The organism is Falsiroseomonas oleicola (assembly GCF_019029495.1).
Classification (GTDB): Bacteria; Pseudomonadota; Alphaproteobacteria; order Acetobacterales; family Acetobacteraceae; genus Falsiroseomonas; species Falsiroseomonas oleicola.
On sequence record NZ_JAERQM010000005.1, the window covers coordinates 135,265 to 158,267 of the forward strand.

General features: G+C 70.4%; 25 protein-coding genes. 21 read left to right on the forward strand and 4 right to left on the reverse strand.

Annotated elements, in window-relative coordinates:
- Positions 1 to 4: 4 nt before the first annotated feature.
- Positions 5 to 547: a hypothetical protein gene (locus JJQ90_RS17260; RefSeq protein ID WP_216877480.1), complete on the reverse strand. Its 543-nt coding sequence runs from the start codon at positions 545 to 547 to the stop codon at positions 5 to 7.
- Positions 548 to 847: 300 nt separating this feature from the next.
- Between JJQ90_RS17260 and JJQ90_RS17265 the strand changes: the two genes are divergently transcribed.
- The 4 genes from JJQ90_RS17265 to JJQ90_RS17280 all read left to right on the forward strand — a co-directional run bounded on the left by JJQ90_RS17265 (position 848) and on the right by JJQ90_RS17280 (position 5,279).
- Positions 848 to 1,636: a 5-bromo-4-chloroindolyl phosphate hydrolysis family protein gene (locus JJQ90_RS17265; protein WP_216877481.1), complete on the forward strand. Its 789-nt coding sequence runs from the start codon at positions 848 to 850 to the stop codon at positions 1,634 to 1,636.
- Positions 1,633 to 2,820, forward strand: a complete 1,188-nt coding sequence (locus JJQ90_RS17270; RefSeq protein WP_230410765.1) for a toxic anion resistance protein — start codon at positions 1,633 to 1,635, stop codon at positions 2,818 to 2,820. Before JJQ90_RS17265 ends, JJQ90_RS17270 begins: the two co-directional genes overlap by 4 nt.
- Positions 2,820 to 3,875, forward strand: a complete 1,056-nt coding sequence (locus JJQ90_RS17275) for a hypothetical protein (protein ID WP_216877482.1) — start codon at positions 2,820 to 2,822, stop codon at positions 3,873 to 3,875. Before JJQ90_RS17270 ends, JJQ90_RS17275 begins: the two co-directional genes overlap by 1 nt.
- A 432-nt stretch (positions 3,876 to 4,307) precedes the next feature.
- Positions 4,308 to 5,279 (forward strand): Bug family tripartite tricarboxylate transporter substrate binding protein, encoded by a 972-nt coding sequence (locus tag JJQ90_RS17280; protein WP_216877483.1) that lies wholly within the window; start codon positions 4,308 to 4,310, stop codon positions 5,277 to 5,279.
- A gap of 8 nt (positions 5,280 to 5,287) precedes the next feature.
- On the opposite strand, the gene JJQ90_RS17285 is transcribed toward JJQ90_RS17280, so the two are convergent.
- Positions 5,288 to 6,580, reverse strand: coding sequence for an NtaA/DmoA family FMN-dependent monooxygenase (locus JJQ90_RS17285; RefSeq protein WP_216877484.1), 1,293 nt, complete (start codon positions 6,578 to 6,580; stop codon positions 5,288 to 5,290).
- Positions 6,581 to 6,764: 184 nt separating this feature from the next.
- Between JJQ90_RS17285 and JJQ90_RS17290 the strand changes: the two genes are divergently transcribed.
- The 11 genes from JJQ90_RS17290 to serS all read left to right on the forward strand — a co-directional run bounded on the left by JJQ90_RS17290 (position 6,765) and on the right by serS (position 16,839).
- Positions 6,765 to 7,163 carry a hypothetical protein gene (locus JJQ90_RS17290; protein WP_216877485.1) on the forward strand — a complete coding sequence of 133 codons (399 nt, stop codon included), beginning with the start codon at positions 6,765 to 6,767 and terminating at the stop codon, positions 7,161 to 7,163.
- 59 nt (positions 7,164 to 7,222) lie between these two features.
- A complete protein-coding gene (gene argS, locus JJQ90_RS17295) occupies positions 7,223 to 8,995 on the forward strand; it encodes an arginine--tRNA ligase (protein ID WP_216877486.1) in 1,773 nt (590 codons plus the stop codon).
- The gene (locus JJQ90_RS17300; protein WP_216877487.1) at positions 8,992 to 9,777 is read left to right on the forward strand and encodes an SPOR domain-containing protein; all 786 of its coding nucleotides are present in this window, start codon (positions 8,992 to 8,994) and stop codon (positions 9,775 to 9,777) included. The genes argS and JJQ90_RS17300 overlap by 4 nt, the downstream gene beginning before the upstream one ends.
- Before the next feature lie 17 nt (positions 9,778 to 9,794).
- Positions 9,795 to 10,808: a beta-N-acetylhexosaminidase gene (gene nagZ, locus JJQ90_RS17305; protein WP_216877488.1), complete on the forward strand. Its 1,014-nt coding sequence runs from the start codon at positions 9,795 to 9,797 to the stop codon at positions 10,806 to 10,808.
- Positions 10,805 to 11,503, forward strand: coding sequence for a site-2 protease family protein (locus tag JJQ90_RS17310; protein ID WP_216877489.1), 699 nt, complete (start codon positions 10,805 to 10,807; stop codon positions 11,501 to 11,503). Before nagZ ends, JJQ90_RS17310 begins: the two co-directional genes overlap by 4 nt.
- The gene (locus tag JJQ90_RS17315; RefSeq protein WP_216877490.1) at positions 11,500 to 12,270 is read left to right on the forward strand and encodes a segregation and condensation protein A; all 771 of its coding nucleotides are present in this window, start codon (positions 11,500 to 11,502) and stop codon (positions 12,268 to 12,270) included. Before JJQ90_RS17310 ends, JJQ90_RS17315 begins: the two co-directional genes overlap by 4 nt.
- The gene (gene scpB, locus JJQ90_RS17320) at positions 12,254 to 12,865 is read left to right on the forward strand and encodes an SMC-Scp complex subunit ScpB (protein WP_216877491.1); all 612 of its coding nucleotides are present in this window, start codon (positions 12,254 to 12,256) and stop codon (positions 12,863 to 12,865) included. Before JJQ90_RS17315 ends, scpB begins: the two co-directional genes overlap by 17 nt.
- A 64-nt stretch (positions 12,866 to 12,929) precedes the next feature.
- Complete coding sequence (locus JJQ90_RS17325) at positions 12,930 to 13,994, forward strand: ABC transporter ATP-binding protein (RefSeq protein ID WP_216877492.1); 1,065 nt, start codon at positions 12,930 to 12,932, stop codon at positions 13,992 to 13,994.
- 114 nt (positions 13,995 to 14,108) lie between these two features.
- Entirely contained in the window at positions 14,109 to 14,678 is a 570-nt protein-coding gene (gene tatB / locus JJQ90_RS17330; protein WP_216877493.1) for a Sec-independent protein translocase protein TatB, read from the forward strand.
- A gap of 18 nt (positions 14,679 to 14,696) precedes the next feature.
- The gene (gene tatC, locus JJQ90_RS17335) at positions 14,697 to 15,488 is read left to right on the forward strand and encodes a twin-arginine translocase subunit TatC (RefSeq protein WP_329959467.1); all 792 of its coding nucleotides are present in this window, start codon (positions 14,697 to 14,699) and stop codon (positions 15,486 to 15,488) included.
- Positions 15,489 to 15,567: 79 nt separating this feature from the next.
- The gene (gene serS, locus JJQ90_RS17340; RefSeq protein ID WP_216877494.1) at positions 15,568 to 16,839 is read left to right on the forward strand and encodes a serine--tRNA ligase; all 1,272 of its coding nucleotides are present in this window, start codon (positions 15,568 to 15,570) and stop codon (positions 16,837 to 16,839) included.
- 17 nt (positions 16,840 to 16,856) lie between these two features.
- Here the strand turns inward: serS and JJQ90_RS17345 are convergent, their stop codons facing one another.
- Both JJQ90_RS17345 and JJQ90_RS17350 read right to left on the reverse strand, forming a co-directional pair.
- Positions 16,857 to 17,081: a hypothetical protein gene (locus tag JJQ90_RS17345; protein WP_216877496.1), complete on the reverse strand. Its 225-nt coding sequence runs from the start codon at positions 17,079 to 17,081 to the stop codon at positions 16,857 to 16,859.
- A gap of 182 nt (positions 17,082 to 17,263) precedes the next feature.
- A complete protein-coding gene (locus JJQ90_RS17350) occupies positions 17,264 to 18,160 on the reverse strand; it encodes an ATP-binding protein (protein WP_216877497.1) in 897 nt (298 codons plus the stop codon).
- Positions 18,161 to 18,268: 108 nt separating this feature from the next.
- Here JJQ90_RS17350 and yajC point away from each other — a divergent pair, with 108 nt between their 5' ends.
- The 6 genes from yajC to JJQ90_RS17380 all read left to right on the forward strand — a co-directional run bounded on the left by yajC (position 18,269) and on the right by JJQ90_RS17380 (position 22,995).
- Positions 18,269 to 18,625, forward strand: a complete 357-nt coding sequence (gene yajC / locus JJQ90_RS17355) for a preprotein translocase subunit YajC (RefSeq protein WP_216877498.1) — start codon at positions 18,269 to 18,271, stop codon at positions 18,623 to 18,625.
- Between the two features lie 54 nt (positions 18,626 to 18,679).
- The gene (locus tag JJQ90_RS17360) at positions 18,680 to 19,066 is read left to right on the forward strand and encodes a DUF2946 family protein (protein WP_216877499.1); all 387 of its coding nucleotides are present in this window, start codon (positions 18,680 to 18,682) and stop codon (positions 19,064 to 19,066) included.
- A gap of 66 nt (positions 19,067 to 19,132) precedes the next feature.
- Complete coding sequence (locus JJQ90_RS17365) at positions 19,133 to 19,567, forward strand: DUF2946 family protein (RefSeq protein ID WP_216877500.1); 435 nt, start codon at positions 19,133 to 19,135, stop codon at positions 19,565 to 19,567.
- Positions 19,568 to 19,625: 58 nt separating this feature from the next.
- Positions 19,626 to 21,665, forward strand: a complete 2,040-nt coding sequence (locus tag JJQ90_RS17370; protein ID WP_216877501.1) for a TonB-dependent receptor plug domain-containing protein — start codon at positions 19,626 to 19,628, stop codon at positions 21,663 to 21,665.
- Positions 21,665 to 22,222 (forward strand): hypothetical protein, encoded by a 558-nt coding sequence (locus JJQ90_RS17375; protein ID WP_216877502.1) that lies wholly within the window; start codon positions 21,665 to 21,667, stop codon positions 22,220 to 22,222. The genes JJQ90_RS17370 and JJQ90_RS17375 overlap by 1 nt, the downstream gene beginning before the upstream one ends.
- An 11-nt stretch (positions 22,223 to 22,233) precedes the next feature.
- Entirely contained in the window at positions 22,234 to 22,995 is a 762-nt protein-coding gene (locus tag JJQ90_RS17380) for a DJ-1/PfpI family protein (protein ID WP_230410766.1), read from the forward strand.
- Positions 22,996 to 23,003: the final 8 nt, after the last annotated feature.

Consider the following 23,003-nt stretch of genomic DNA (forward strand, 5'->3'; position numbering starts at 1 on the left):
GCTTTCAGCGATCGCTCCAATCCATGCCGGTAATCTGGATTCGGGTGATGCCGCTGAAGGTGATCGTCTCGCCAAACAGGACGAGGCTGCCTTGCCTGTACGGCGTCTGAATCTGGTTGGGCTCCAGCGAGAAAGGGGAGGCAGGGTGGGGCGGGCCAGGCAGGCCCATCTTGGCCGAGGCCTCCTTCAGGGCCTCAAGCACGCTCCCCGCGGGCAGACCGGTCAGGTCAAGCGTCAGGCTGTTGAAATGGCCCACGCCTGGGTAGATTTTCCCGGCGGCGAAATCCAGGTTGCCATCGCCGGGGCGCCAGACGGCGTTGTAGTCCGTGCCGGTCGGGGTGGCGGTGGTGTTGGTGACCTGCGGTGCATCCTCGTCGCTCAGCGGCGCGTCCTCGCCGGCCGGCGGGGCATTGCCGGTATCGATCGGGGGCGGCATCGTCTCGGCCGCCACGCCCGTCTGGTCGTGGAACAGGGTCATGCCGCCGCTCACGCCTGACAGGTCCTCGGCATTGAGGGGACGAGGGGCAGGGTGATCCTTGGGCGGCATCGGATTCTTCCAGGTTATTGCGGGGGAGGCCTGCAGCCTCCGGACCAGCGGCGGCCTGCGCATTGTATGCGGATGAAGCGGCGGGCCAACAATCACATTCCCCTATCGGCACCATCGGAAGGCCCTTGGGCTGCTTTCCTCTCTTGATCCGGCGCCCCCGCGCGGCGATCTCTGTGCCGCCATGGCCCGACCCCCGAAGATCCTGCTGCCCACCCTGCCGGCCCCCGCGCGACGCATCGCCGGCTTCTGGCTGCTGACGCTCAGCCTCTGGCTGGCCAGCGCCGTCGCGCTGTTCCGCTGATGTCGGATCAGCGCCCCGGCCAGCCGCCCATCTGGCAGAACGACCCCTGGCGCGGCGCACGCGCCAAGGCGGAGGGGGCCTTCAGCCATTTCCGCAACGGCACCCGCGGGCTGCTGCTGCCGCTGTTCACCTGGCCGCTGCTGTTCGACGTGGTGGTGGAGGTGGTGCGTGGGAACACGCGCGGCCTGGTCGCCGCCGGCCTCGGCATCCTGCTGCCGATCCTGGCGGTGCGCATCCTGCGGCGCGGCCGGCGCGGCGATACGCGGCGCGCGGCGGTGCTGGTGGCGGTGGCGACCGGCCTGGTCGCGCTGCTCGGCGCGAACATGGCCATGCCCATCCCCCTGATCCTGGCCGCTGGCGCCTGGCTCGGCACCCGGCTGCTGTATGACGGTGCGCAGGTGGAGGTGGACCCACCCGCACCCGCCGTGCCCCCGCCGCCGCCCGGCCCGCTGGAGGAGGCGCGCATCCGCCTCGCCCGGGTCACGGCAGAGCCGCGCATGGCCGGCATCGCCCAGGCGATGGATGCGGTGCTGGATGACCTGGAGGCGCGGCCGGACCGGCTGCCTTTGGCCCGCCGCTTCCTGGCCGTGCATCTGGATGGGCTGGACCGCATCGCCCAGCGCCTGGCCGCCGGCGCCGAGCCGCCGGCCAGCCTGCCGCAACTGCTGACGGATATGCAGACCGCCGCCGACGAACTGCGCACGAAGCTGCGCGCTGAGGAAAGCGTGGCGCTGGATATCCAGGTGAAGGTGCTGGCCGAAAGGCTGCGCCAGGAGGGTTACGCATGAGCACGACCAAGCCGAACAGCCCGAAGCCCTATGGCACGCCGAAGCCGGAAGTGATCCTGGAACCTGCCGCACCCAGCCCCATGGCCACCGCCCAGGCCGCCGCCGAGCGCGACCTTTCCGAAGCCGCGCCGGCCGGCGCGGCGGTGCCGGATGCGCTGATCGGCGAATTGGCGCAGCAGATCGACATTTCCGACCCCGGCTCCATCCTGCGCTTTGGCCAGCAGACCCAGACCCAGGCCCAGGCCGCGGCGGATGCCATGCTGGAAGGCGCGCGCAACCAGGAGACGGGGGAGGCGGGCCGCACGCTGGCCAGCCTGTTGCAGACCCTGCGCGGCTTCGACGTGACGAAGCTGGACGAACGCCCCGGATTTCTCGCCCGCATCTTTACCAAGGCGGGCGCCGAGGTGACCGAGATCATCGGCCGCTATGAGACGGTGAAGGGCCAGATCGAGGGCATCGGCGACAAGCTCGACACCCATCGTACCCGCCTGCTGGAAGACGTGGAGCGGCTGGAGCGGCTGTACCAGGCAACGCTCGAATGGTTCCACGCGTTGGGCACCCATGTGCAGGCCGGCGAGGAGGTGCTGCGCAAGACCGATGCCGAGGCGATCCCCGCCATGGAAGCGGCCGTCGCCAATTCCACCGACGACCTGGCACCCCAGAAGCTGCGCGACCTGCGCGGCGCGCGGGATGAGTTGGACCGCCGCGTGCACGACCTGCGCCTGACGCGCCAGGTGGCGATGCAGGCGCTGCCCTCGATCCGGCTGATCCAGGAAAACGACAAGGCGCTGGCCAGCAAGATTCACTCGGTGCTGGCCAATACTGTGCCGCTCTGGCGCCAGCAGCTGGCCCAGGCGCTGGCCATCCACCGGATGCGGGAAGCCGGCCAGGCGGTGAAATCCGCCACCGACCTGACCAACCAGCTTCTGACCGCCAATGCCGAGACGTTGCGGCGGGGCAATCTGGAGGCGCGGACCGAGCTGGAACGCGGCGTCTTCGACCTCGCCGCCGTGCAGAAGGCGAATGCCGCGCTGGTCTCCACCATCGAGGACAGTCTGCGCATCGCCGACGAGGCCCGCGGCCAGCGCCTGCGCGCGGCGGAGGAGCTGGAGAAGCTGGAGGGCGATATCCGCCGCGCCCTGAAGGCGGCCAAGCCGCCGGCGCCGGCGCCGCGCCCGGTCTGATGCTGCGCCGCGACCTGCTGGCGCTGGGCGCGCTGGCCGTCCTGCCGGGCGCCGCGCGCGCCCAGCCGCCGGAAATGTTCGAGATGGCGGAGGCGGCCGGCGAGCCCGGCCCGATGCGGGTCTTCCTGCATCGCCCCGCCGATTGGCGGCGGGAGGGGCGGGCGATCATCGTGCTGCATGGCCTGCAGCGCGATGCCGACCGCTACCTCGCGCAATGGGTGCCGCAGGCGGAGGCCGCCAACCTGCTGCTGGTCGCGCCGGAATTCTCGCGCGCCAAGTTCCCGACCGTCGCCTCCTACAACTGGGGCAATGTGGTCACGCAGGACCTTGCGCCGAACCCGCCGGAGGCCTGGACCTTTGGCGTCATCGACCGGGTCTGGGATGCGGTGCGCGCCCATACCGGCAGCACGCGGGACAGCTTCGCGCTGTTCGGCCATTCGGCCGGCGCGCAATTCGTCCATCGCTACCTGATGCTGGCGGAGACCAGCCGGGCCGAGGCGATCATCACCGCCAATGCGGGCTCCTACACCATGCCGGTGCGCAACGTGGCCTTCCCTTTCGGGCTTGGCGGCCTTGATGTGCCTGATGCAAGGCTGGCGGCGGCCTTCGCGCGGCCCGTTACGGTGCTGCTCGGCGCCGATGACGTGGACCCCAACCACCGCTCCATCCCACGCCAGCCCGGCGCCATCGCCCAGGGGCCACCGCCTGGCGCGCGGCCTGCGCTTCTATGCCGAGGCGCGCGGCGCCGCCGCGCGGCTGGGCGTGCCCTTTCGGTGGCGGCTGGAGACGGTGCCGGGGGTTGGCCACGACAATGGCGGCATGGCCCAGCGGGCGGCGGCGATCGCGGCTGGCTGACCCGGCCCTATTCCTCCAGATGCAGCACCGTGGCCCGCAGGTGGAGGCGCGGCAGGCCGCTTTGCCGCCATAGCGGCGGGATGATGGCGGTGCGCTCGGTCCCGGCCGGCAACAGTTGCAGCGTGATCAGTTGGCTTGCCATATGGCGTGACGCGGTGGGCATGGGCACCCGTGCCACGCCGTTCCTCTCGATGCGGTAGATCGGCGCCGGCGCTGCCTCCCGCAGCGTCAGGAAGGCGTAGCCTTCCGAGAATTCAACCCGCGCCACCAGCTGCGCCGGCTGGCCATTCAGGATCAGGGTGACCTGCCCCTCGCAGCCAGGTCCAGCCGGGTCCGGCTGCGTGCAGGTGAAGGCGCCGCGCGCCAGCACGGTGCCGATGGCGCGGTCGGTCTGTTCAAGCTGCACGCCAAGGCGGCCAGGCATCTTCTGGGCGGCGGTCGGCGCCGGGACGGCCACCGCAGCGGCCAGAACCGAGACCATGCTCAGCTTGCGGATCATGCAACGAGTCCCTCGCAGTCGGGGAAGCAGTCTGCACGTCGGCGTCGCGGCGAACCAGGGTGCAGGCCACTGTTGCGCCCGCCGCCGCGGCCGGGCCTAATCCCGGCCAAGAACGATCAGGGAGGAAAAGACCATGTCGCATCTCACGCGTCGCGTGCTGCTGGGCGGTGCCGCCATGCTCGCGGCGCCCGCCCTCCGCGCGCAGCCGGCCTGGCCATCCGGCCCCATCCGCATCGTCCCGCCCTTTCCGCCCGGTGGCAGCACCGATGCGCTGGCGCGGCTGCTCCAGCCCCATCTGATGCGCAGCCTGGGCGTGAATGTGGTGGTGGAGAACCGGCCGGGTGCCTCGGGGGCCATCGGCACGGCCGGCGTGGCGCGCAGCGCGCCGGATGGGAATAGCTGGGTGCTGGTCTTCGACACCCATGCGGTGAATCCCTCCCTCATCCCGAATATCGGCTTCGACACGGAAAAGGACATGACGCCGCTGCTGCTGTTCGGCACCGCGCCCATGGTGCTGACCGCGCATCGCACGCGGCCCTTCAAGACCTTCGCCGAAATGGCGGATGCCGCAAAGGCGAGGCCGGATACGCTGACCTATGGCAGCATCGGCAATGGCTCCCTGGCGCATCTGACCATGGCGCTGGTGGCCAAGGCGGCCGGGCTGCAACTGGTGCATGTGCCCTATCGCGGCGGCGGCCCGCTGGCGGTGGCCTCCGTGGCCGGGGAGGTCGACATGCCCATCGCCACCCGCCCCGCCATCGGCGTGCATATCGACAGTGGGGCCCTGGTTCCGCTGGCGCAGACGGGCGCCACGCGCTCCCCCTCCATGCCCGATATCCCGACCCTGGCCGAGGTCGGCGTGCCCGGCATCGATGCCCGTGCCTTCTGGGGCTTCCTCGGCCCGGCCGGCATTCCCGCGCCGATCAAGCAGCGCATGGAGGCCGCGTTGCGGGAAGCGCTGGCGATTCCGGAGATCAGGCAGCGCGTGCTGACACTTGGCATCGACCTGGACCCGAAGGGGGAGGCGGAGTTCGGCCCCTTCCTCTCGACCCAGATCGCCACCTGGGGCCGCGTGGTGCGGGAGAACAATATCCGACCGGATTAGCCGCCGGCTCAGAAGGCCATCAGGTTCTCCCGGAACGTCCTGTGCGGATAGTCGCGCCGGGTCAGGCCCCGGCGTTGCAGTTCCGGCACCAGCCCGTCGCAGATCTCGGCGATGTAGCGGCGGGTGAAATCGGCATGGACGATCAGGAAGCCGTCGCCGCCGGCCTCCTGCATCGCCTCCTCCATCATCCCCGCCACCTGGTCCACCGTGCCGGTGAAGCGGATGCCGAGTTCGGCATTCATCGCCAATTGGCGCGGCGTGCGGCCGGTGAAGCTGTCGACCATCGACTGGTGGCCGTTGCTCACCAGCTTGGGCAGCGGCTCATCCAGCGGAAACTGCGCGAAATCGATGCCGCTGAGGCGGGAGAGGGAGGCGAGGTGCTGGTCGCGGTGCGTTGCCACGTCGCGTTCCAGGATGCGCCGCCGCTCCTCCGCCGCTTCCGCCGTGTGGTCGACCAGCGGGTCGATCAGGAACAGCACCTTGATCCCATCCGGGTCGCGGCCGAGCGCCACGGCGTCCTGCCGGATGCGCTCCCGCGTCGCCTTCATCGAGCCGACGTCGCGCACCGCGGTGATGATGGTGTCCGACCAGCGCGCGGCGAACCGCCGGCCGCGGGAGGATCCGCCCGCCTGGCACAGCACCGGCCGAACCTGCGGCGAGCGCGGCGCGCTCAGCGGGCCGCGGGAACTGTGGTAGCGGCCCTGGTAGTTGATGGCATGCACCTTGCTGCCATCGGCGAACATCGGCGCGTCCCGGTCCAGCACCATCGCATCCGGGTCCCAGCTTTCCCAAAGCTGCGTCACGATCTCGGCGAATTCGTCGGCGCGGTCGTAGCGCTCGTCATGCTCGATCTGGCGGTCCATGCCGTAATTCTGCGCGCCGCCGTCATTGCTGCCGGTCACCATGTTCCAGCCGGCGCGGCCCTCCGTCACATGGTCCAGCGAGTTCATCAGCCGGGCCAGCAGGAAGGGCGGGTATTCGGTGGTGGACATCGTCGTCACCAGCCCGATTCGCTTCGTGGCGGCGGCCATGTAGGGCACCAGCACCGCCGGATCGAGCTTCGGCGTCGCCATGGCGTATTTCAGATAGGCGTCATGCGTGCCCTGGTAGGTGTAGGGGACGTTGCAGCTATCCTCCATCATCACATAGTCGAAGCCCGCGCGTTCCATGGACTTCGCCAGGTCCACGAACAGGTCGGGCATCATCCAGCGGGACTGGTCGCCGGCCCAGTCATAGCGCCAGGCCTTGGGGCCATAGCCGCGGGAGACGAACCAGGCGAGGTGGAAGGGGGCGCAGACCATCGGCATCCTCTCGGTGGAAAGGCGGCTGGCAGGTCCTGGCCCAGGGCAGGCGCTTGTGGGATGCGCCTTGGATGCCGAGTGCAATGAATGTCGCCGGTCCTGTCAAGCGGGCCGCCGCCGGATCGCGCCATTGGCCCGCCTGGGGCCGCCTGTGCTAGGCTTGGGGCGAAGGAGCTTGTTGGCCATGGCCGAGTTGATCGATCTGGAGGAGCTGCGCCGCATCAGCCAGACGCTGCGCCGGATGCAGGCCGACCTCTCGCCGTTGTATTCCCGTTTCGATGGGGTGGAGCGGCGCCTGGCGATCGTCGAGGAACGCCAGGCGGAGATGGAGGCCTCGATCCGCCTGCTCGGCGAAAATCTGGAGCTGGTGGATCGCAAGCTCGACACGGTGACGGCGCTGGTCCGTGACGATGTCGCGCGGCTGGAAGCCCGGATGGAAGCGCGCTTCGGCGCGGTCGAGGGGCGGCTGGACGCGATCGAGGCGCGCTTCGACGCGATCAATGCGCGCTTCGACGCGGCGGACCGCAAATTCGATGCCGTGCTGGCCGCGCTCGCCGATCTGAAGGCCAGCCGCAACCCCTGAAACAGGCCCGCGCGCCTGGCCCCATGGTGGGGCGGGTGACGCCGGCGGATGATCGCGCCATGAACGATTCCGACCTTTTCGCCGCCATCCGGGCGCAGGTGGTGGCTGCCCTGCGCGGCCTGCTGCCGGAACTGCCGCCCGAAGCCTTCGCCCGCGTGCTGGTGGAGCCGCCGAAGGATGTCGCGCATGGCGACATGGCGACCAATGCCGCGATGGTGGTGGCGAAGCTGGCGAAGATGCCGCCGCCGAAGCTGGCCGCAGCGCTCTGCGAGAAGCTGCGCGACCTGCCCATGGTGGTGGAAGCCACGCCGGCCGGCCCGGGTTTCGTCAATCTGCGGCTGGATGAGGGCTATGTGCGCGGCGTGGTGCCGGCAGTGCTGGCGGCCGGCCCGGCCTATGGCGATGGCCCGGCGCGGGAAGGCGGGCCGGTGAATGTGGAATATGTCTCGGCCAACCCGACCGGGCCGATGCATGTCGGCCATTGCCGCGGCGCCGTGGTGGGCGACGCGCTGGCGCTGCTGCTGCGCAAGGCGGGCTATGACGTCACCCGCGAATACTATGTGAACGACGCCGGCGCCCAGGTGCTGGCGCTCGCCTATGCCACCTACTGGCGCTACCTTCAGGCCCTCGGCACGCCCATGACCGAGGACGACTATGCTCAGTCGGTCCCCGGCGGGCTGCAGTACAAGGGCGAATACCTGGTGCCCGTCGGCATCGCGCTGCGCCAGATTTTCAAGGAATCCCTGGCCGAGCCGGGCGGCATGCCGGCGCCTGCCACGCTCTGGCTGGATACGGTGCGGGACTTCACCGTCGAGGCGATGATGTCGGCGATCCGCGAGGACCTGGCGGCGCTCGGCGTGCAGCACGATGTCTTCATCAGCGAACGCGCCATCGTGGCAGAGGGCTGGCTGGAGAAGGCGGAAGCCACACTCTCGGCCAAGGACCTGATCTATACGGGCGTGCTGGAGCCGCCGAAGGGCAAAACGCCGGAGGACTGGGAACCCCGCCCTCAGGTCCTGTTCCGCGCCACCCAGTTCGGCGACGATGTCGACCGCCCGCTGCGCAAGTCGGACGGCTCCGGCACCTATTTCGCCAATGACGTGGCCAACCATCTGGCCAAGATCGAGCGCGGCTTCCCGCAGCTGGTGCAGGTCTGGGGCGCCGACCATGGCGGCTATGTGAAGCGCATGCAGGCCGCCGTCGCCGCGCTGTCGGACCGGAAGGTCAGCCTGGATGTGGTGCTGACCCAGATCGTGCATGTGGTGAAGGATGGCGAGCCGGTCCGCATGTCCAAGCGCGCCGGCACCTATGTCACGCTGCGCGACCTGATCGACGAGGTGGGCAAGGACGCCGTCCGCTTCACCATGCTGACGCGCAAGGCCGATGCGCAGATGGAATTCGACCTGAACAAGGTCATCGAGCAGACGCGGGAGAACCCGGTCTTCTACGTGCAATACGCCCATGCCCGCTGCCGGTCGGTGCTGCGCTCCGCCGGCGATCCGGCCCAGGCCGAACTGGCCGGGGCGCCACTGGACAGCCTGACCGACCCCTCCGAGCTCGCCCTGATCCGCCGGATGGCCGCCTGGCCGCGCACGGTGGAGGCCGCTGCTGCGGCGCGGGAGCCTCATCGAATCGCGTTCTTTCTCCAAGACTTGGCCAGCGACTTTCATGTATTGTGGAACAGGGGGCGTGACGATGCGACGTTGCGCTTCATCCGGGTGGAGGAGCCGGAAGCGACCCGGGCGCGTCTCGCGCTGGTGGCCGCGACCTCGGTGGTCCTGCGCTCAGGCCTCGCGGTGATGGGGGTCGAACCCGTCGAGGAGATGCGATGAGCGATATGATGGTGCCAAGCTATCGCGTGGCGCGCGAACCCGCAGGGGTTCCGTGGCGCATGATGGCGGTGGCGGGCGGCATGGTGGCGGCGGTGGCCCTGGGGGCGGGCGGCTGGTGGGCGGTCCAGCGGATGAGCGGCGCCGGCGGCGTGCCGGTGGTCGAGGCCGATCCGCGCCCCTTCAAGGTGCGGCCGGACGATCCCGGCGGACTGCGCGTGCCCAATCAGAACGCGCTGGTGCTGGAACGCCCCGGCAACCGGCAATCCCCGGCCCAGACCGGCCGCCCGGCCGCCCTGGTGCCGGAGGCGGAAGCCCCGAATATCGACCTGCTGCGCGCCGCCGTGGCGCCGCCGCCCGTGGTGGCGCCACGCCCGGTTGAGTCGCAGGCGGCCGAGGCACCGGACTCTGCCGTGCTGGCGCAACTTGCCGAGCCGGAACTGGCGGCCGGCGCCCTGCCGCCCCCGCCACCGCCCGCCCCGCCACAGCCCACCCAACTGGCCGCCACCCAGCCCGCCGTGCCCCGCGCGGCGCCGGGTGGGCGCTTCATGGTGCAGCTTGCTGCGGTAACCAGCGAGGAAGGCGCCCGCAGCGAATTCGAGCGCATCTCCCGTCGCGCCCCGGAACTGTTCGAGGGACGCGGCCCGGTGGTGCAGCGGCTGGACCGCGATGGGCAGCCGACCTTGTTCCGCCTGCGCACCGCCGGCTTTGCCGACCAGGACGGCGCCCAGCAATTCTGCGAGCAGCTCCGCGCCCGGAGCCTTGCCTGCATCCCGGTCCGCTGAGGGACTCCACATTGACCATGCCCAGGGCCGTCATCGTCGGCATCGCCGGCACCAGCCTGGCGGCGGAGGAGGTGGCGCTGTTCCGGCGGCACCGCCCGGCCGGCGCCATCCTGTTCCGCCGCAATGTCGAAAGCCCCAGCCAGGTGGCCGCGCTCTGCGCCGCGCTGCGGGAGGAGCTGGGGGAGGCGGCGCCGATCCTGGTGGACCAGGAAGGCGGCCGCGTCGCCCGGCTGCGCCCGCCGCACTGGCCGGAATTCCCCGCCGCCGCGCTGTTCGAGGATGCGCCCTCCATGGCGGCGGAGGCGAATGCCACGCTGCTCGGCCTGGAATGCGCCGTGCTCGGGCTGGATGTGGTCTGCGCCCCGGTGCTCGACCTTCGCCTGCCCGGCGCCCATGGGGTGATCGGCGACCGTGCCTTCTCCGCCGATCCGGCGGAAGTCGCGCGGCTGGGTGCCGCCTGGGTGCGGGGGCTGCAACAGGCTGGCTGCATTCCGGTGGTCAAGCACATCCCCGGCCATGGGCGGGCGGAGGTGGACAGCCATGAGGCGCTGCCCCGCGTCGCCGCCGACCGCGCCACGCTGGCGGCCGATTTCGCGCCCTTCCAGGCGCTGTCGGCGCCGGATGGCGGCACCGGGCTCTGGGCGATGACGGCACATATTCTGTATGAGGCGCTGGACCCGGCGCTGCCCGCCACCCTGTCCCCCGGCCTGATCCGCGATGTCATCCGGGGCGAGATCGGCTTCCAGGGCGTGCTGGTCTCGGACGACCTGGCGATGGGCGCCGTGGCCGGGCTTTCCAACGACCTCGCCGGCGCCACCATGGCGGCGGGCTGCGACCTCGCCTTGCACTGCACCGGCGTGCTGGCGGAGACGGCGGCGCTGCTGGCCGCCTGCCCGGCGCTGACCGAGGCCAGCGCGGCGCGGATGGCGGCGGCGCGGGCGGCCATGATGGGCGCGCGGCGGACCATCGCGCCCGAATTGCTGGCGGAGATCCGCGACCGGCTGCTCGCCACGCGGCCCGCCTTCGCATGATCGCCGAGATCTCGGCGATCGTGGTGGCGGCGGTGCTGGCCATCACCCTGCATGAGGCGGCGCATGGCTATGCCGCCCGGGCGCTGGGCGACGACACGGCCTATCTGCTCGGCCGGGTCAGCCTGAACCCGCTGCGCCATGTGGACCCTGTGGGCACCATCCTGCTGCCCGGCCTGCTGCTGGTGACGCAGTTGCTGACCATCGGGCGGGTGGAGGCGATGTTCGGCTGGGCCAAGCCGGTGCCGGTGGATATCTGGCGGTTGCGCAATCCGCGCTGGGGCATGGTGCTGGTCGCGGCCGCCGGGCCGGCCATCAACTTCGCGCTCGCCTTCGGCTTCGGCCTGTTCGCCCACCTTGTCGTCGCGGCCGATGGGACCCTGCCGGACGACGTGATCCTGTGGTTCATCAGCCTTGTCCAATACAGCGTCCTGTATAACGTCATCCTCGCCTGCTTCAATCTGCTGCCGATTCCCCCGCTGGATGGCGGGCGCATCCTGGTCGGCATCCTGCCGGCCCCCGCGGCGCGGGCGGTGGCGAGCCTGGAGCGGTTCGGGCTGCTGATCGTCATCGGCCTGATCTTCGTGCTGCCCTATCTGGTGCCGGGCTTCGACCCGTTGCGCAGCCTGGTGCAGGAGGTGGCGGTGCCGGTGATGCGGATGATCTTCCTGCTGTCCGGCCATGGAGACGCGTCATGACCGATCCGGTGCTGCATCTGCGCCTCGATGGCTATGAGGGGCCGCTCGACCTGCTGCTGGACCTCGCCCGGGCGCAGAAGCTGGACCTCGCCGGCATCTCCATCGTCGCGCTGGTCGACCAGTACCTGGCCGTGATCGACCGGGCGCGCGGCATGCGGCTGGAATTGCAGGCCGAATGGCTGGTGATGGCCGCCTGGCTCGCGTGGCTGAAATCCCGCCTGCTGCTGCCCAAGGAGGAAGCCGGGGAGGATGAGGACCCGGAGGCCCTGGCCAGCCGCCTGACCGAAAGACTGGCGGAGCTTGAGGTGATGCGCGCCGGCGCCGCCTGGCTCGGCCAGCAGCCGCAGCTCGGCCGCGACGTCTTCGCCCGTGGCGCGCCCGAGAACCTGACCATCGAGGACCGCTCCGGCCTGCGTGCCGACCTTGCCGCGCTGTGCCAGGCCTATGTCGCCGGGCGCCGCCGGGTGATGGCGCAGCGCCCCTACCGCCCCAAGCCGCGCCGCCTGTGGAGCGTGCAGGACGCGCTGGCACGGCTGAGCCAGGTTCTGGGCGATCTGCCGAGCTGGGGCGTGCTGCAGCGTTTCCTGCCGGAGGCGGCGGAGCTGGACACGGTGGAACGCCGCGTCGCCCTGGCCAGCACGCTGATCGCCAGCCTGGAAATGGCCAAGGGCGGCCATCTCGACCTGCGCCAGGACCGCGCCTTCGGGCCGATCCTGCTGCGGCGCTCCCAGCCCAGTGAGAAAGCGGCCGATGTCCGAGCCGCCTGAGGAGGTCGCGCCCGCCGAGGGCACGGAAGAACCCGTCATCTCCTCCGCCGCGCTGCGGCTGGCGGAGGCGCTGCTCTTCGCCTCCGACCGCCCGGTGACGCCGGCCCGCCTTCAGACGGTGCTGGCGGAGGGCGAGGATGCGCTGGCGGTGCTGCGGGAGCTGGGACGGCTGCTGGAAGGCCGCGGCGTGGTGCTGGCCGAGACCGCTGGCGGCTTCGCCCTGCGCACCGCCCCCGACCTTGCCGCCGCCCTGACCCGGGTGGTGGAGGTGCCGAAGCGCCTGCCGCGCGCGGCGATGGAGGCGCTGGCGGTGATCGCCTGGCACCAGCCCGTCACCCGCGCCGAGATCGAGGAAATCCGCGGCGCCGGCCTCGCCCATACGACGCTGGAGGCGCTGCTGGAACACGGGCTGGTGGCGCCGCGCGGGCAGAAGGAAGTGCCGGGTCGCCCGACGCTCTGGGGCACCACGCCGCGATTCCTGGAACAGTTCGGCCTGACCTCGCTGCGCGACCTGCCGAAGCGGGAGGAACTGGTCAGCGGCGAAAACATGCCGCTGCTGGATGTGCCGAAGCCGCCGCCCGCCGAGGCATCGTGATGCCATCACCCGACCTGCGGCCGGCGCCCTTCGTCGGCCGGGCCGCCAGAGGCCGCGCCTCGGCATGAGCATCCGCTTCGAAGGGGTGTCCCACAGCTATCCCGAACGGGGCGTGGTGCTGCGGGAGCTGGATCTGGAGGTCGGGCCAGGGGAAATCCTCTGCCTGCTCGGCCCCTCCGGCTGCGGCAAGACCACGCTGCTGCGCCTGGCTTCGGGGCTGGAGCCCTTGCAGCAGGGGCGCATCACGCTCGATGGCCAGTTGATCGCCGAGCCGGGGCGGGAAACGCCGCCCGAGGCGCGCGGCGTCGGCTTCGTCTTCCAGGACTATGCGCTGTTCCCGCATCTGACGGTGGAGGAGAATGTCGCCTTCGGCCTGCGCTTCGTGCCGCGCGGGCAGCGGCAGTGGCGGATCATGGATGCGCTGGCCCGGGTGGGGCTGGAGGCCTTCGCCAAGGCCTGGCCGCATATGCTCTCGGGCGGCCAGCAGCAGCGCGTGGCGCTGGCCCGTGCCCTGGCGCCGCGCCCGGCCCTGTTGCTGCTGGACGAGGCCTTCGCCAGCCTGGATGCGCGGCTGCGCGAACAGGTGCGGGACGACACGCTGCATGTGCTGCAGGAAGCCGGCATCGCCACGCTGATCGTGACGCATGATGCGGAGGAGGCGATGTTCATGGCCGACCGCATCGCGCTGATGAATGCCGGGCGGATCGAACAGCTTGGCGCGCCTTCCGCCCTGTACCTCGCCCCGAGCACCCGCTTCGTTGCGACCTTCCTGGGGGAGGTGAACCGGCTGCCGGCGGTGCTGCGGGGCGGCATGGCGGAAACCGCGATCGGCGCCGTGCGGGTGCTGCCGCCGGCCCCGGCGCCGGACGGCGCGGCGGTGGAGGTGCTGCTGCGGCCGGAGGGGCTGCGGCTGTCCGACCCCGACTCGGAAGGCGTGGTGGCGGAGGTGGAGGCCTGCCGGCTGCTCGGCGCCACCACGCTGGTGCATCTGGCGGTGGCGGACGGGCAGGGCGGGTTGCTGCACCTGCATGCGCGGTTGCCGCCGGGGGTCTGGCTGGGGCGGGGGGACCGGGTGTCGGTGGCGATGGATCCCGAACGGGCCTTCGTATTCCCGCCCGAGGCTCCCTAGATAGGGGACTGGATACGGATCGTCGGACGGCCGCCGGATTGGCGGGGGGCGACGATCCTGCTAACGGGGTGGCCCGCGGGCCGGCATGCCGCATGGCGTCGGGGATGAGGATTCATGCTGGGTCTCGATTGGACCGAATTGGCGCTGATCGCCGTGGTCGCTGTGGTCATCATAGGCCCCAAGGACCTTCCCGATGCCGTGCGCGGTATCGCCAAGGGCATACAGAAGCTGCGTCGCATGGCCGGGGAGTTCCAGGGCCAGGTGGATGAGGTGGTGCGCGAAGCCAAGCTCGAGGATGTGCGCAACCAGATCAACGACATCCGCAACTTCAACATGCGCGACATCGTCGAGAAGGAAATCGACAAGGACGGGTCGATCCGCAAAACCTTCACGGAAGACCCGATCGGCAATCCGCTGCGCGATGCCTTCCAGGACACGCCCCCGCCGGTGCATGGCGCGGAGGTGACTCCGCCGCCGGCCGCGACCGACCCGGGGGTCTCCCCTGGGGCCTCCCCGGGTGCCACCCCCGCCGTGGCCGCGCCGGCCTTCATTCCGCCCGGGGTGGCTGCGCCGCCGGCCGCTTATGCCGCCGCGCCTTCGACGCCGGAACCCCAGGCCGCGGTGACTGCGCCGTTGGCCCCCGCCGCGCCGGCCTTCGTGCCGCCGCCCGGTTCAGCCTCCTGACATACGGATCCCCCCACCGTGCCGCGTGATCCGAACGACGAAATCAACGACAAGCCGATGCCGTTGGTCGAGCACCTCATGGAGCTGCGCACGCGGCTCATGTGGTCGGTCGGCGCCTTCATCATCGCCTTCGCGGTCTGCTACTACTTCTCCCGCCAGATCTACGGCTTCCTGGCCGCGCCGCTTGCCGACATCCTTCAGGCGCAGGGCATGGGCGAGCGCCGGATGATCTTCACGGCGCTGTATGAGGCGTTCTTCACCTATCTGAAGGTCGCCTTCTTCGGTGCCACATTCTTCAGCTTCCCGATGTGGGCGACGCAGCTCTGGCTGTTCATCGCGCCGGGCCTGTACAAAAGCGAGAAGAACGCGGTCACGCCCTTCCTGGTGGCCTCCCCCTTCCTGTTCGTACTGGGGGCGGCGCTGGCCTACTACTTCATCTTCCCGATGGCCTGGAGCTTCTTCATCAGCTTCGAGACGCCGGGCGATGCGGGGACGGTGCCGATTCAGCTCGAAGCCAAGGTCAGCGAATATCTCTCGCTGGTCATGCACATGATCCTGGCCTTCGGCATCGCCTTCCAGTTGCCAGTGCTGCTGACTCTGTTGGCCCGCGTTGGCATCGTCAGCGTCGAGGGTCTGCGAAAGGGCCGGCGCTATGCCATCGTCGGCATGTTCGTGGTCGCCGCCATCATCACCCCGCCGGACATCATCAGCCAGATCGGCCTCGCGGTGCCCATGATCCTGCTCTACGAGATTTCCATTCTCGCCGCGGTCTGGATGGGTCGGAAGAAGAAGGCCGCCGAGGAGAGCTGAAGCGGGGCGGGCTCGATTGACGGGCTCGCCACTCTGGCCTAGCCGCTGAGCGCCACACCACGCGCTCAGGTCCCGTTCCATGCACGACATCAAGGCGGTTCGCGCCAACCCCGAGGCCTTCGACGCGGCGCTGGCCCGGCGGTCCCTGCCACCCGTCGCGGCGGAGGCCCTGCGGCTGGACGACCTGCGGGTCGAGGCGGTTCGCCTGGTGCAGGCCGCCCAGACCACGCGCAACGAGCTGTCCCGCCAGATCGGCGCCGCCATGAAGGCCGGCGACACGGCGACGGCGGAGCGGCTGAAGGCCGAGGTGAAGGCGGCGATGGATGCCGCCGCCGCCGCGACGCCGGAGGCGCATGAGGCGGCGCGGGACGAGCTGCTGGCCGCCCTGCCGAACCTGCTCGCCGCCGACGTGCCGGACGGCGCCGACGAATCCGCCAATGTGGTGCTGCATACCCATGGCAGCCCGCGCAACTACGCCTTCACCCCGCGCCAGCATTTCGAGCTGGGCGAAGCCTTCGGCATGGACTTCGGCACCGCCGCCAAGCTGGCTGGCGCCCGCTTCACCGTGCTGCGCGGCCCGCTGGCGCGGCTGGAACGCGCGCTGGGGCAGTGGATGCTGAACCAGCATGTGGACGAGCATGGCTATACCGAGGCCAGCGTGCCGCTGCTGGTGAACGACGCCACCATGTACGGCACCGGCCAATTGCCGAAGTTCAAGGAGGACCTCTTCGCCACCACGGATGGCCGCTGGCTGATCCCGACGGCGGAGGTGCCGCTGACCAATTTCGTGCGCGGCGAGATTCTTCCTGAATCGGCGCTGCCGATGCGCCTCACGGCGCTCTCGCCCTGTTTCCGGTCGGAGGCGGGCTCTGCCGGGCGGGACACGCGCGGCATGCTGCGCCAGCACCAGTTCCCGAAGGTGGAGCTGGTCTCCATCACGCTGCCTTCCGAGTCCGAAGCGGAGCATGAGCGGATGACGGCCTGCGCGGAGCGGGTGCTGACGGCGCTCGGCCTGGTCTGGCGGCGCATCGTGCTGGCCTCCGGCGATACCGGCTTCGGTGCCGCCAAGACCTATGACCTGGAGGTCTGGCTGCCCGGCCAGCAGGCCTGGCGGGAGATTTCCTCCTGCTCCAACTGCCGGGATTTCCAGGCGCGGCGCATGGAGGCGCGCTTCCGCCCCGCCGGCGGCAAGGGCACGGAATTCCTGCATACACTGAACGGGTCGGGCGTCGCGGTCGGCCGGGCGCTGATCGCGGTGCTGGAGACGCATCAGAACGAGGATGGCAGCGTCACCATCCCCGAGGTGCTGCGGCCCTTCCTGGGCGGGCTGGAGGTGCTGCGCCCGGCCTGAGGCCGGGCGCAGCGCGCTCAATCGCCGGCGACGACGCCCTGTTCGGGCAGCATGCGCGCGGCGGATTCGCTCATCCAGATCAGCACGAAGCCAACGAACATCGCGAAGCCGGCGCCCCAGGCGCCATGACGCGTCACGAAGGCCAGGAGGCAAAGCGCGCAGCCTACGGCGATGGCGACCAGCGGGCCCCGCGCGACGAGGCTGCAGAAGGCGGTCAGCGGCCAGAGCAGGATGGTGAACAAGGGCGCAATCCTTTGGAGGGCCTTATGCGGCCCCCCGCCAGGATGGCGGTCTCGCAGCTGGCGCGCGGACGTTCCGCGTCCGCCGCCGGATATGCAACGCAATACGCCAAAGCGTCCGCGAATTCACATCCGCGTCACCGGGCGGGGGCGTTCTGCAATCTTCAGGCGCCGCCCCCTCTTCGTCAGCCGCCCGTCTTCACGCCCAGCCGCCCGGCCATGTCCTGCACGAACTGCCAGGCGACGCGGCCGGAGCGGGCACCGCGAGTCACGCTCCATTCCACCGCCGCGCGGCGCAGCTCGTCGGAGGTGGCGGGCAGGCCGAAGCTCGCGGCATAGCCCTCGACCATGGCGAAGAAGGTGTCCTGGTCGCAGTTGTGGAAGCCGATCCAGAGGCCGAAGCGGTCGGAGAGCGAGACCTTCTCCTCCGTCGCCTCGGAGGGGTTGATGGCGGTGCTGCGCTCATTCTCGATCATATCGCGCGGCATCAGGTGGCGGCGGTTGCTGGTGGCGTAGAACAGCACATTGGCGGGCCGACCCTCGATGCCGCCATCCAGCACGGATTTCAGCGCCTTGTAGTCGGCATCCTCCTTCTCGAAGGACAGGTCGTCGCAGAAGACCAGGCAGCGGCGGGCGCCGCCCCCCCCGCGGAGCGGGTCTTGGTGATCTGCTCGCAGCACGTTCAGCAGGTCGGGCAGGGTGCGGACATCCTCCCGCTGGATCTCGATCAGCGCCAGGGCGCCCGGCACCTCGGCATTGGCGGCGGCGTGCGCCGCCTTCACCAGGCTCGACTTGCCCATGCCGCGCGCGCCCCAGAGCATGGCGTTGTTGGCCGGCAGGCCGCGGGCGAAGCGCAGCGTGTTCTCCAGGATCAGCGCCTTCTGCCGCTCCACCCCCTGGAGCAGGGTGATGCCGACGGCGGCGACCCTCGGCACCGGGTCCAGCCGCGCCGGCGGGCCGGGGTGCCAGACGAAGGCATCGGCCGCCATCAGGTCGGGCTTCACCAGGGCCGGCGGGGCCAGACGCTCCAGCGCCTCGGCGATCCGGGTCAGGGTGGGCAGCAGCGCATGAGGTTCGGACAAGGGATGGGACCCGGATCATGTATTGACGGAAAGGGGCCGGAGGCTAGGTTGCCGGCCGAGGCCCCGCAACCCCGGGGCCACCCTTCCAGGAAAGCCGGATCGCACCCCATGTTCATCTCTCCCGCCTATGCCCAGGATGCCGCCGGTGGCACCGGTGCCGTCGTCATGCAGCTTCTGCCGCTGATCCTGATCTTCGCCGTCTTCTATTTCCTGCTGATCCGTCCGCAGCAGAAGAAGATGAAGGAGCATCGCACCATGCTCTCGGCGCTGAAGCGCAACGACAAGGTCATCACCGGCGGCGGCCTGGTCGGCACCGTGACCAAGGTGCGCGACGACAGCGAGGAGGTGGAGGTGGAACTGGCGCCGAATGTGCGCGTCACGGTCCTGCGCGGCACCATCGGCAGCGTCGTCAAGCCGCCCGCCCCGGCCAATGATGCCAAGGCGACCGACGCCGCCAAGGGCTGAGGCCAAGACGGCGCGCGTGTTGCCGCGGGCTGCGGGGAGAGGTTAGAAGGCCGCATGTCCCGTCTGCCCCTGCGCGCGCTGCGGCTGATTCTCGCTTTGGCCTTCTGCTTGCAGAGCGGCCTTGCGATGGCGCATTGCGCGCGGCTGGTTTCGACATCCCAGGGGCAGGCGCAGCCTTTCCCCATGGTGATCTGCACCAGCGATGGGCTGGTCACCATGGACATGTCCGGGGCGGATGGCCCGGACAGCCCCGCGCAGGCCATGCCGGATCTCTGCCTCGCCTGCCATGTGCTGCCGGTCGCCGAACTGCCGGCGCCCGTCGCGGTGGCCGCGCCGCGCCTCCTTCCGATCCAGGTGCTGGCTGGTTCCGCCGCGGCCCTGCCGCCGCTCGGCGCGCGGGCGCCGCCCTACCGGCCCACCGGCCCACCCTCCCACTCCTGATGCCTTGCCTGCGCCTGGGGCCTTCGCGGTTCCAGGCCGCTGTCGCTTGACCAGGAGAGTCCCGCCATGCGGGGATTGCGTGCCGGCCGCGCCGGCCTCGCCCCAGCCTTGACCCGAAGAGCCGCGTCGCGCCCCTGGCGCGGCCGGGATCTTCTCGCCGGCCTGCTGGCCTGCCTGTTGCTGTGCCAATGGGCGGCGACCGCGATGGCGCATGTCCGCGGCATGGCGCGGCTGGCCGACAGCCAGGCGGTCGAGATCTGCACCCATGAGGGCTTTCGCACCCTGCTGCTGGATGCGGAGGGGCAGCCGATCGACCTGACGAAGCCGATGGAGTGCTGCGCCCTCGGCCTCGGCCCGATCGCCATCCTGCCCTCGCCGCCCGCCGCGCCGGCGATCCGCCTGTCCTTCGTCGTCCTGCCTGCGCCGCGCCGGATGGAAGGGCTGCCGCCCTTTCCGGCGCGCGCGCCACCCCAGCAACCCCGCGCCCCTCCGACCGCCTGACGATGCCACGCCGGCCGCAAGCCGGATGCCGTTCGTCACGAAAAATCGGAGAGAGCTGATGTCACGCCCAACCCTGCGCGCCTGCCTTCTGGCGGGTGCCGCCTTCTGCCTGCTGCCCGGCGGCCTTGCCGCCCAGACCCCCCCTGAACCCTTCCCGCTCGGCGAGATCATCGTCACGGGCACCGCGCCGGAGGCGCCGGTGAACTGGCCCTCCAGCGTCGATCGCGTGGACCGGCGCACCATGGATGCGCTGGATGCCAACCGTGTCGGCCAGGCGCTGGAAACCGCCCCTGGCCTGTCGCTGAACCCCGGCAACCGGGGCGGCGCGCGCGGCGAGGTCGGCTTCTTCCTGCGCGGATTCGACCAGTCCCGCGTGCCGGTGCTGGTCGATGGCATTCCGATCTACGTGCCCTATGACGGCTATCTCGACCTGAACCGCGTGCTGACCAGCGACCTGGCCGAGATCGAGATCACCCGCGGCTTCGCGCCCTTCGCGCTCGGCCCGAATGCCCTGGGCGGCGCCGTCAACCTGGTGACGCGGCGGCCGGTGCGGCCCTTCGAATTCGATGGCAGCACCGGCCTGGATCTCACCGGCCGCGGCGATTTCGGCGGGTCCCGCACCATCCTCAACGCCGGCAGCCGCATCGGCGACTACTATGTGCAGGGCGGCGCCGCCTATATCGGGCGGGAGACTTTTGGGCTGTCGGAGGATTTCGGCGGCGGGCTGTACCAACCCTCCGGCAACCGCCTGCGTGCGGAATCCGAGGATCTGCGGCTCTCCGGCAAGGTCGGCTACACGCCGTCGGCCACCGACGAATACGCCATCGGCTTCGTCGTCAATCGCGGCGTGAAGGAGGCTCCGCCCTATGCCGGTCGGGATGCGACGCGCGCCACCTTCTTCGACTGGCCGCGCTATGATCGCGACAGCTTCTATGCGCTGACCCGCACCAGCCTGCCCTTCGGCACGGACAGCTACATCCGCACGCGGGCCTATTACGACACCTTCCGGAACTCGCTCTACCGCTACGACAACCAGAACTACACCACGCAGCGGCTGCCCTACGCCTTCCAGTCTTCCTACAACGACCACACCCTGGGTGGCGGTGTGGAGCTCGGCACCAGCCCGACCGCCGGCGGCACGCTGCGGCTTTCGGCCACCACCAAGCAGGATGTGCATCGCGAATCCGGCCCGCGCACGCCGGAAAGCGAGATGAGCGACTTCACCTGGACGCTGGGCCTGGATGCCGAGCAGCGCGTCAATTCCTGGCTGACCTTCTTCGGCGGCATCGGCTACGAGGCGCGCGACGCGCTGCGGGCGGAGGACCCGGCCTATAACGGCGCGCGGCGCTTCGAGACGCGGGACCAGGATGCGCTGAACGGCCAGATCGGCCTGCGCATCCGGCTGGACGACACCAACGAGGTCTTCACCAGCATCGCCCGGCGTTCCCGTTTCGCCACGATGTATGAGCGGTATTCCTACCGCCTCGGCAACGGCCTGCCCAATCCGGACCTCGCGCCAGAACGCTCGACCAATGTCGAACTGGGCTGGGACACGCGGGTCACGCCCGATACGCGACTGCGCGTCGCGGCCTTCGGCAGCCAGGTGGATGACTACATCCAGGCCACCACCGTCGGCCGCGCCACCACCGCGCCCTTCGGCCTGATCTCCCAGTCGCGCAATGTGGGAGAGGCGCTGTTCTACGGCGTGGAAGCCACCGTCGAGACCCGGCTGACGGAGCGCGCGCGGCTGCGGCTGAACTACACCTATCTGGTGCGCGAACGCGGCAATGACGACACGGCGCTGCTCTATGGCGCACCGCGCCACAAGGTCTTCGCCATGGGCTTCCTCGACATCACGGAGCGGCTGACGCTGATGCCGAGCGTGCTGGCGCAGTCGCGCCAGTTCACCACGGATGCGGGCAATGGCCGGCCGACCGGCGGCTGGCTCGTCGGCAATGTGAAGCTCGCCTACGCCTTCACGCCGCGGCTTTCGGGCGAGGTCGCGGCCAACAACATCGCCGATGCCGACTACAGCTATGACGATGGCTACCCGGCGGAAGGTCGCAATTTCCGCTTCACGCTGAGGACCAGCTTCTGATGCGCAAGCTGTTTCCCATTCTGATGCTGCTCGCGCTCGGCACGCCGGTCGCGGCGCAGGATGCGGCCTCGCGTGGCCGTCCGATGCAGGAGATGCGCGGCGGCTGCGACAATTTCGCGATCGACCTGCGGCGCGAATTTTCGGTCTGGGACGCTGCGCCGCAGCGCCTCACCGCCGCGCCGGCCGAACCCGCTGCCGATGCCGTCGCGGTGCGGGCCTCGCAGCCGGCGGAGATCACGCTGCTGCCGGATGGCGCCTATCGCCTGGCGCCGCAGGCCGGGCAGGACCGCCGCGCCGAGGGCCGCTTCGGCGGCGAGGTCACGGTGGAGATTCCGGCGGCCGGGCAGTGGCGCGTCTCGGCCGGGCCGGGCGGCGTCTGGTACGACCTGATGGGTCCGCAAGGACCGCTGCACGATCCGCGCTTCGAGATGCAGACGCGCTGCACCAGCATCTTCAAGACGGTGGTCTTCGCCGTGCCGGAACCGGGTCGCTATCGCCTGGCGATCAATGGCAACGCGAATGCGGTGCTGCGCATCCTTGTGAGTCCCGAGCCATGAGGACCGCGCAGATGCCCCGCCGCGCCAGCCTGGCGGCCTTCGCCGCGCTCGCCGCCGGCACGACGGCCAATGCGCAGCCCATCCCGCGCGATGGGCCGGAGGTGGTCATGCTGGTGCATCCCGGCATGATCCTGCTCGACCTCGTCGCGCCGATGACCGTCTTCAACCTGATGGGCGCGACGCTGCGACTGGCCTGGAAGGATCTGTCGCCGGTGGCGACCGATGTCGGCCTGCCGGTCACGCCGACCAGCCGGCTCGCCGACCTCACGCCCGGTGCGCCGATCCTGTTCCTGCCGGGCGGACTCACCGGCAGCGTGGCGCTGATGGACGATCCGGAAGTGCTGGGCTTCCTCGCGGCGCAAGCGGCGGCGGCGCGCTGGGTCACCAGCGTCTGCACCGGTTCGCTGGTGCTGGGCGCCGCCGGGCTGCTGCGCGGCCATCGCGCCACATCGCATTGGTATGTGCGCGATCTGCTGCCGCTGATGGGCGCCACCATGGCCACCGATCGCGTGGTGGTGGACCGCAACCGGATGACCGGCGGCGGCGCCACCGCGGGGGTCGATTTCGGCCTGCGCCTGGCTGCCGAGATCGGCGGGGAGGCTCTGGCCCGTCGCATCGGCCTGGTTCTCGAATATGCCCCGGACCCGCCCTTCGGGCCCGGATCGCCGGAGGCATCGCCAGGGGCGGTGCCGGATGTGCTCGCCCGCCGCGCGCCTGTCCTGGCCACCGCGCGCGCTGCCGCGCTGCGGGCCCAGCGCCGGCTTGGAACCTGAACCGAGGA

What these genes read in the sequence shown, in the direction of transcription:
- JJQ90_RS17260 (WP_216877480.1), bottom strand. Translation starts at nt 547, where the DNA reads ATGCCGCCCAAGGATCACCCTGCCCCTCGTCCCCTCAATGCCGAGGAC.
- JJQ90_RS17265 (WP_216877481.1), top strand. Translation starts at nt 848, where the DNA reads ATGTCGGATCAGCGCCCCGGCCAGCCGCCCATCTGGCAGAACGACCCC.
- JJQ90_RS17270 (WP_230410765.1), top strand. Translation starts at nt 1,633, where the DNA reads ATGAGCACGACCAAGCCGAACAGCCCGAAGCCCTATGGCACGCCGAAG.
- JJQ90_RS17275 (WP_216877482.1), top strand. Translation starts at nt 2,820, where the DNA reads ATGCTGCGCCGCGACCTGCTGGCGCTGGGCGCGCTGGCCGTCCTGCCG.
- JJQ90_RS17280 (WP_216877483.1), top strand. Translation starts at nt 4,308, where the DNA reads ATGTCGCATCTCACGCGTCGCGTGCTGCTGGGCGGTGCCGCCATGCTC.
- JJQ90_RS17285 (WP_216877484.1), bottom strand. Translation starts at nt 6,580, where the DNA reads ATGGTCTGCGCCCCCTTCCACCTCGCCTGGTTCGTCTCCCGCGGCTAT.
- JJQ90_RS17290 (WP_216877485.1), top strand. Translation starts at nt 6,765, where the DNA reads ATGGCCGAGTTGATCGATCTGGAGGAGCTGCGCCGCATCAGCCAGACG.
- argS (WP_216877486.1), top strand. Translation starts at nt 7,223, where the DNA reads ATGAACGATTCCGACCTTTTCGCCGCCATCCGGGCGCAGGTGGTGGCT.
- JJQ90_RS17300 (WP_216877487.1), top strand. Translation starts at nt 8,992, where the DNA reads ATGAGCGATATGATGGTGCCAAGCTATCGCGTGGCGCGCGAACCCGCA.
- nagZ (WP_216877488.1), top strand. Translation starts at nt 9,795, where the DNA reads ATGCCCAGGGCCGTCATCGTCGGCATCGCCGGCACCAGCCTGGCGGCG.
- JJQ90_RS17310 (WP_216877489.1), top strand. Translation starts at nt 10,805, where the DNA reads ATGATCGCCGAGATCTCGGCGATCGTGGTGGCGGCGGTGCTGGCCATC.
- JJQ90_RS17315 (WP_216877490.1), top strand. Translation starts at nt 11,500, where the DNA reads ATGACCGATCCGGTGCTGCATCTGCGCCTCGATGGCTATGAGGGGCCG.
- scpB (WP_216877491.1), top strand. Translation starts at nt 12,254, where the DNA reads ATGTCCGAGCCGCCTGAGGAGGTCGCGCCCGCCGAGGGCACGGAAGAA.
- JJQ90_RS17325 (WP_216877492.1), top strand. Translation starts at nt 12,930, where the DNA reads ATGAGCATCCGCTTCGAAGGGGTGTCCCACAGCTATCCCGAACGGGGC.
- tatB (WP_216877493.1), top strand. Translation starts at nt 14,109, where the DNA reads ATGCTGGGTCTCGATTGGACCGAATTGGCGCTGATCGCCGTGGTCGCT.
- serS (WP_216877494.1), top strand. Translation starts at nt 15,568, where the DNA reads ATGCACGACATCAAGGCGGTTCGCGCCAACCCCGAGGCCTTCGACGCG.
- yajC (WP_216877498.1), top strand. Translation starts at nt 18,269, where the DNA reads ATGTTCATCTCTCCCGCCTATGCCCAGGATGCCGCCGGTGGCACCGGT.
- JJQ90_RS17360 (WP_216877499.1), top strand. Translation starts at nt 18,680, where the DNA reads ATGTCCCGTCTGCCCCTGCGCGCGCTGCGGCTGATTCTCGCTTTGGCC.
- JJQ90_RS17365 (WP_216877500.1), top strand. Translation starts at nt 19,133, where the DNA reads ATGCGGGGATTGCGTGCCGGCCGCGCCGGCCTCGCCCCAGCCTTGACC.
- JJQ90_RS17370 (WP_216877501.1), top strand. Translation starts at nt 19,626, where the DNA reads ATGTCACGCCCAACCCTGCGCGCCTGCCTTCTGGCGGGTGCCGCCTTC.
- JJQ90_RS17375 (WP_216877502.1), top strand. Translation starts at nt 21,665, where the DNA reads ATGCGCAAGCTGTTTCCCATTCTGATGCTGCTCGCGCTCGGCACGCCG.
- JJQ90_RS17380 (WP_230410766.1), top strand. Translation starts at nt 22,234, where the DNA reads ATGCCCCGCCGCGCCAGCCTGGCGGCCTTCGCCGCGCTCGCCGCCGGC.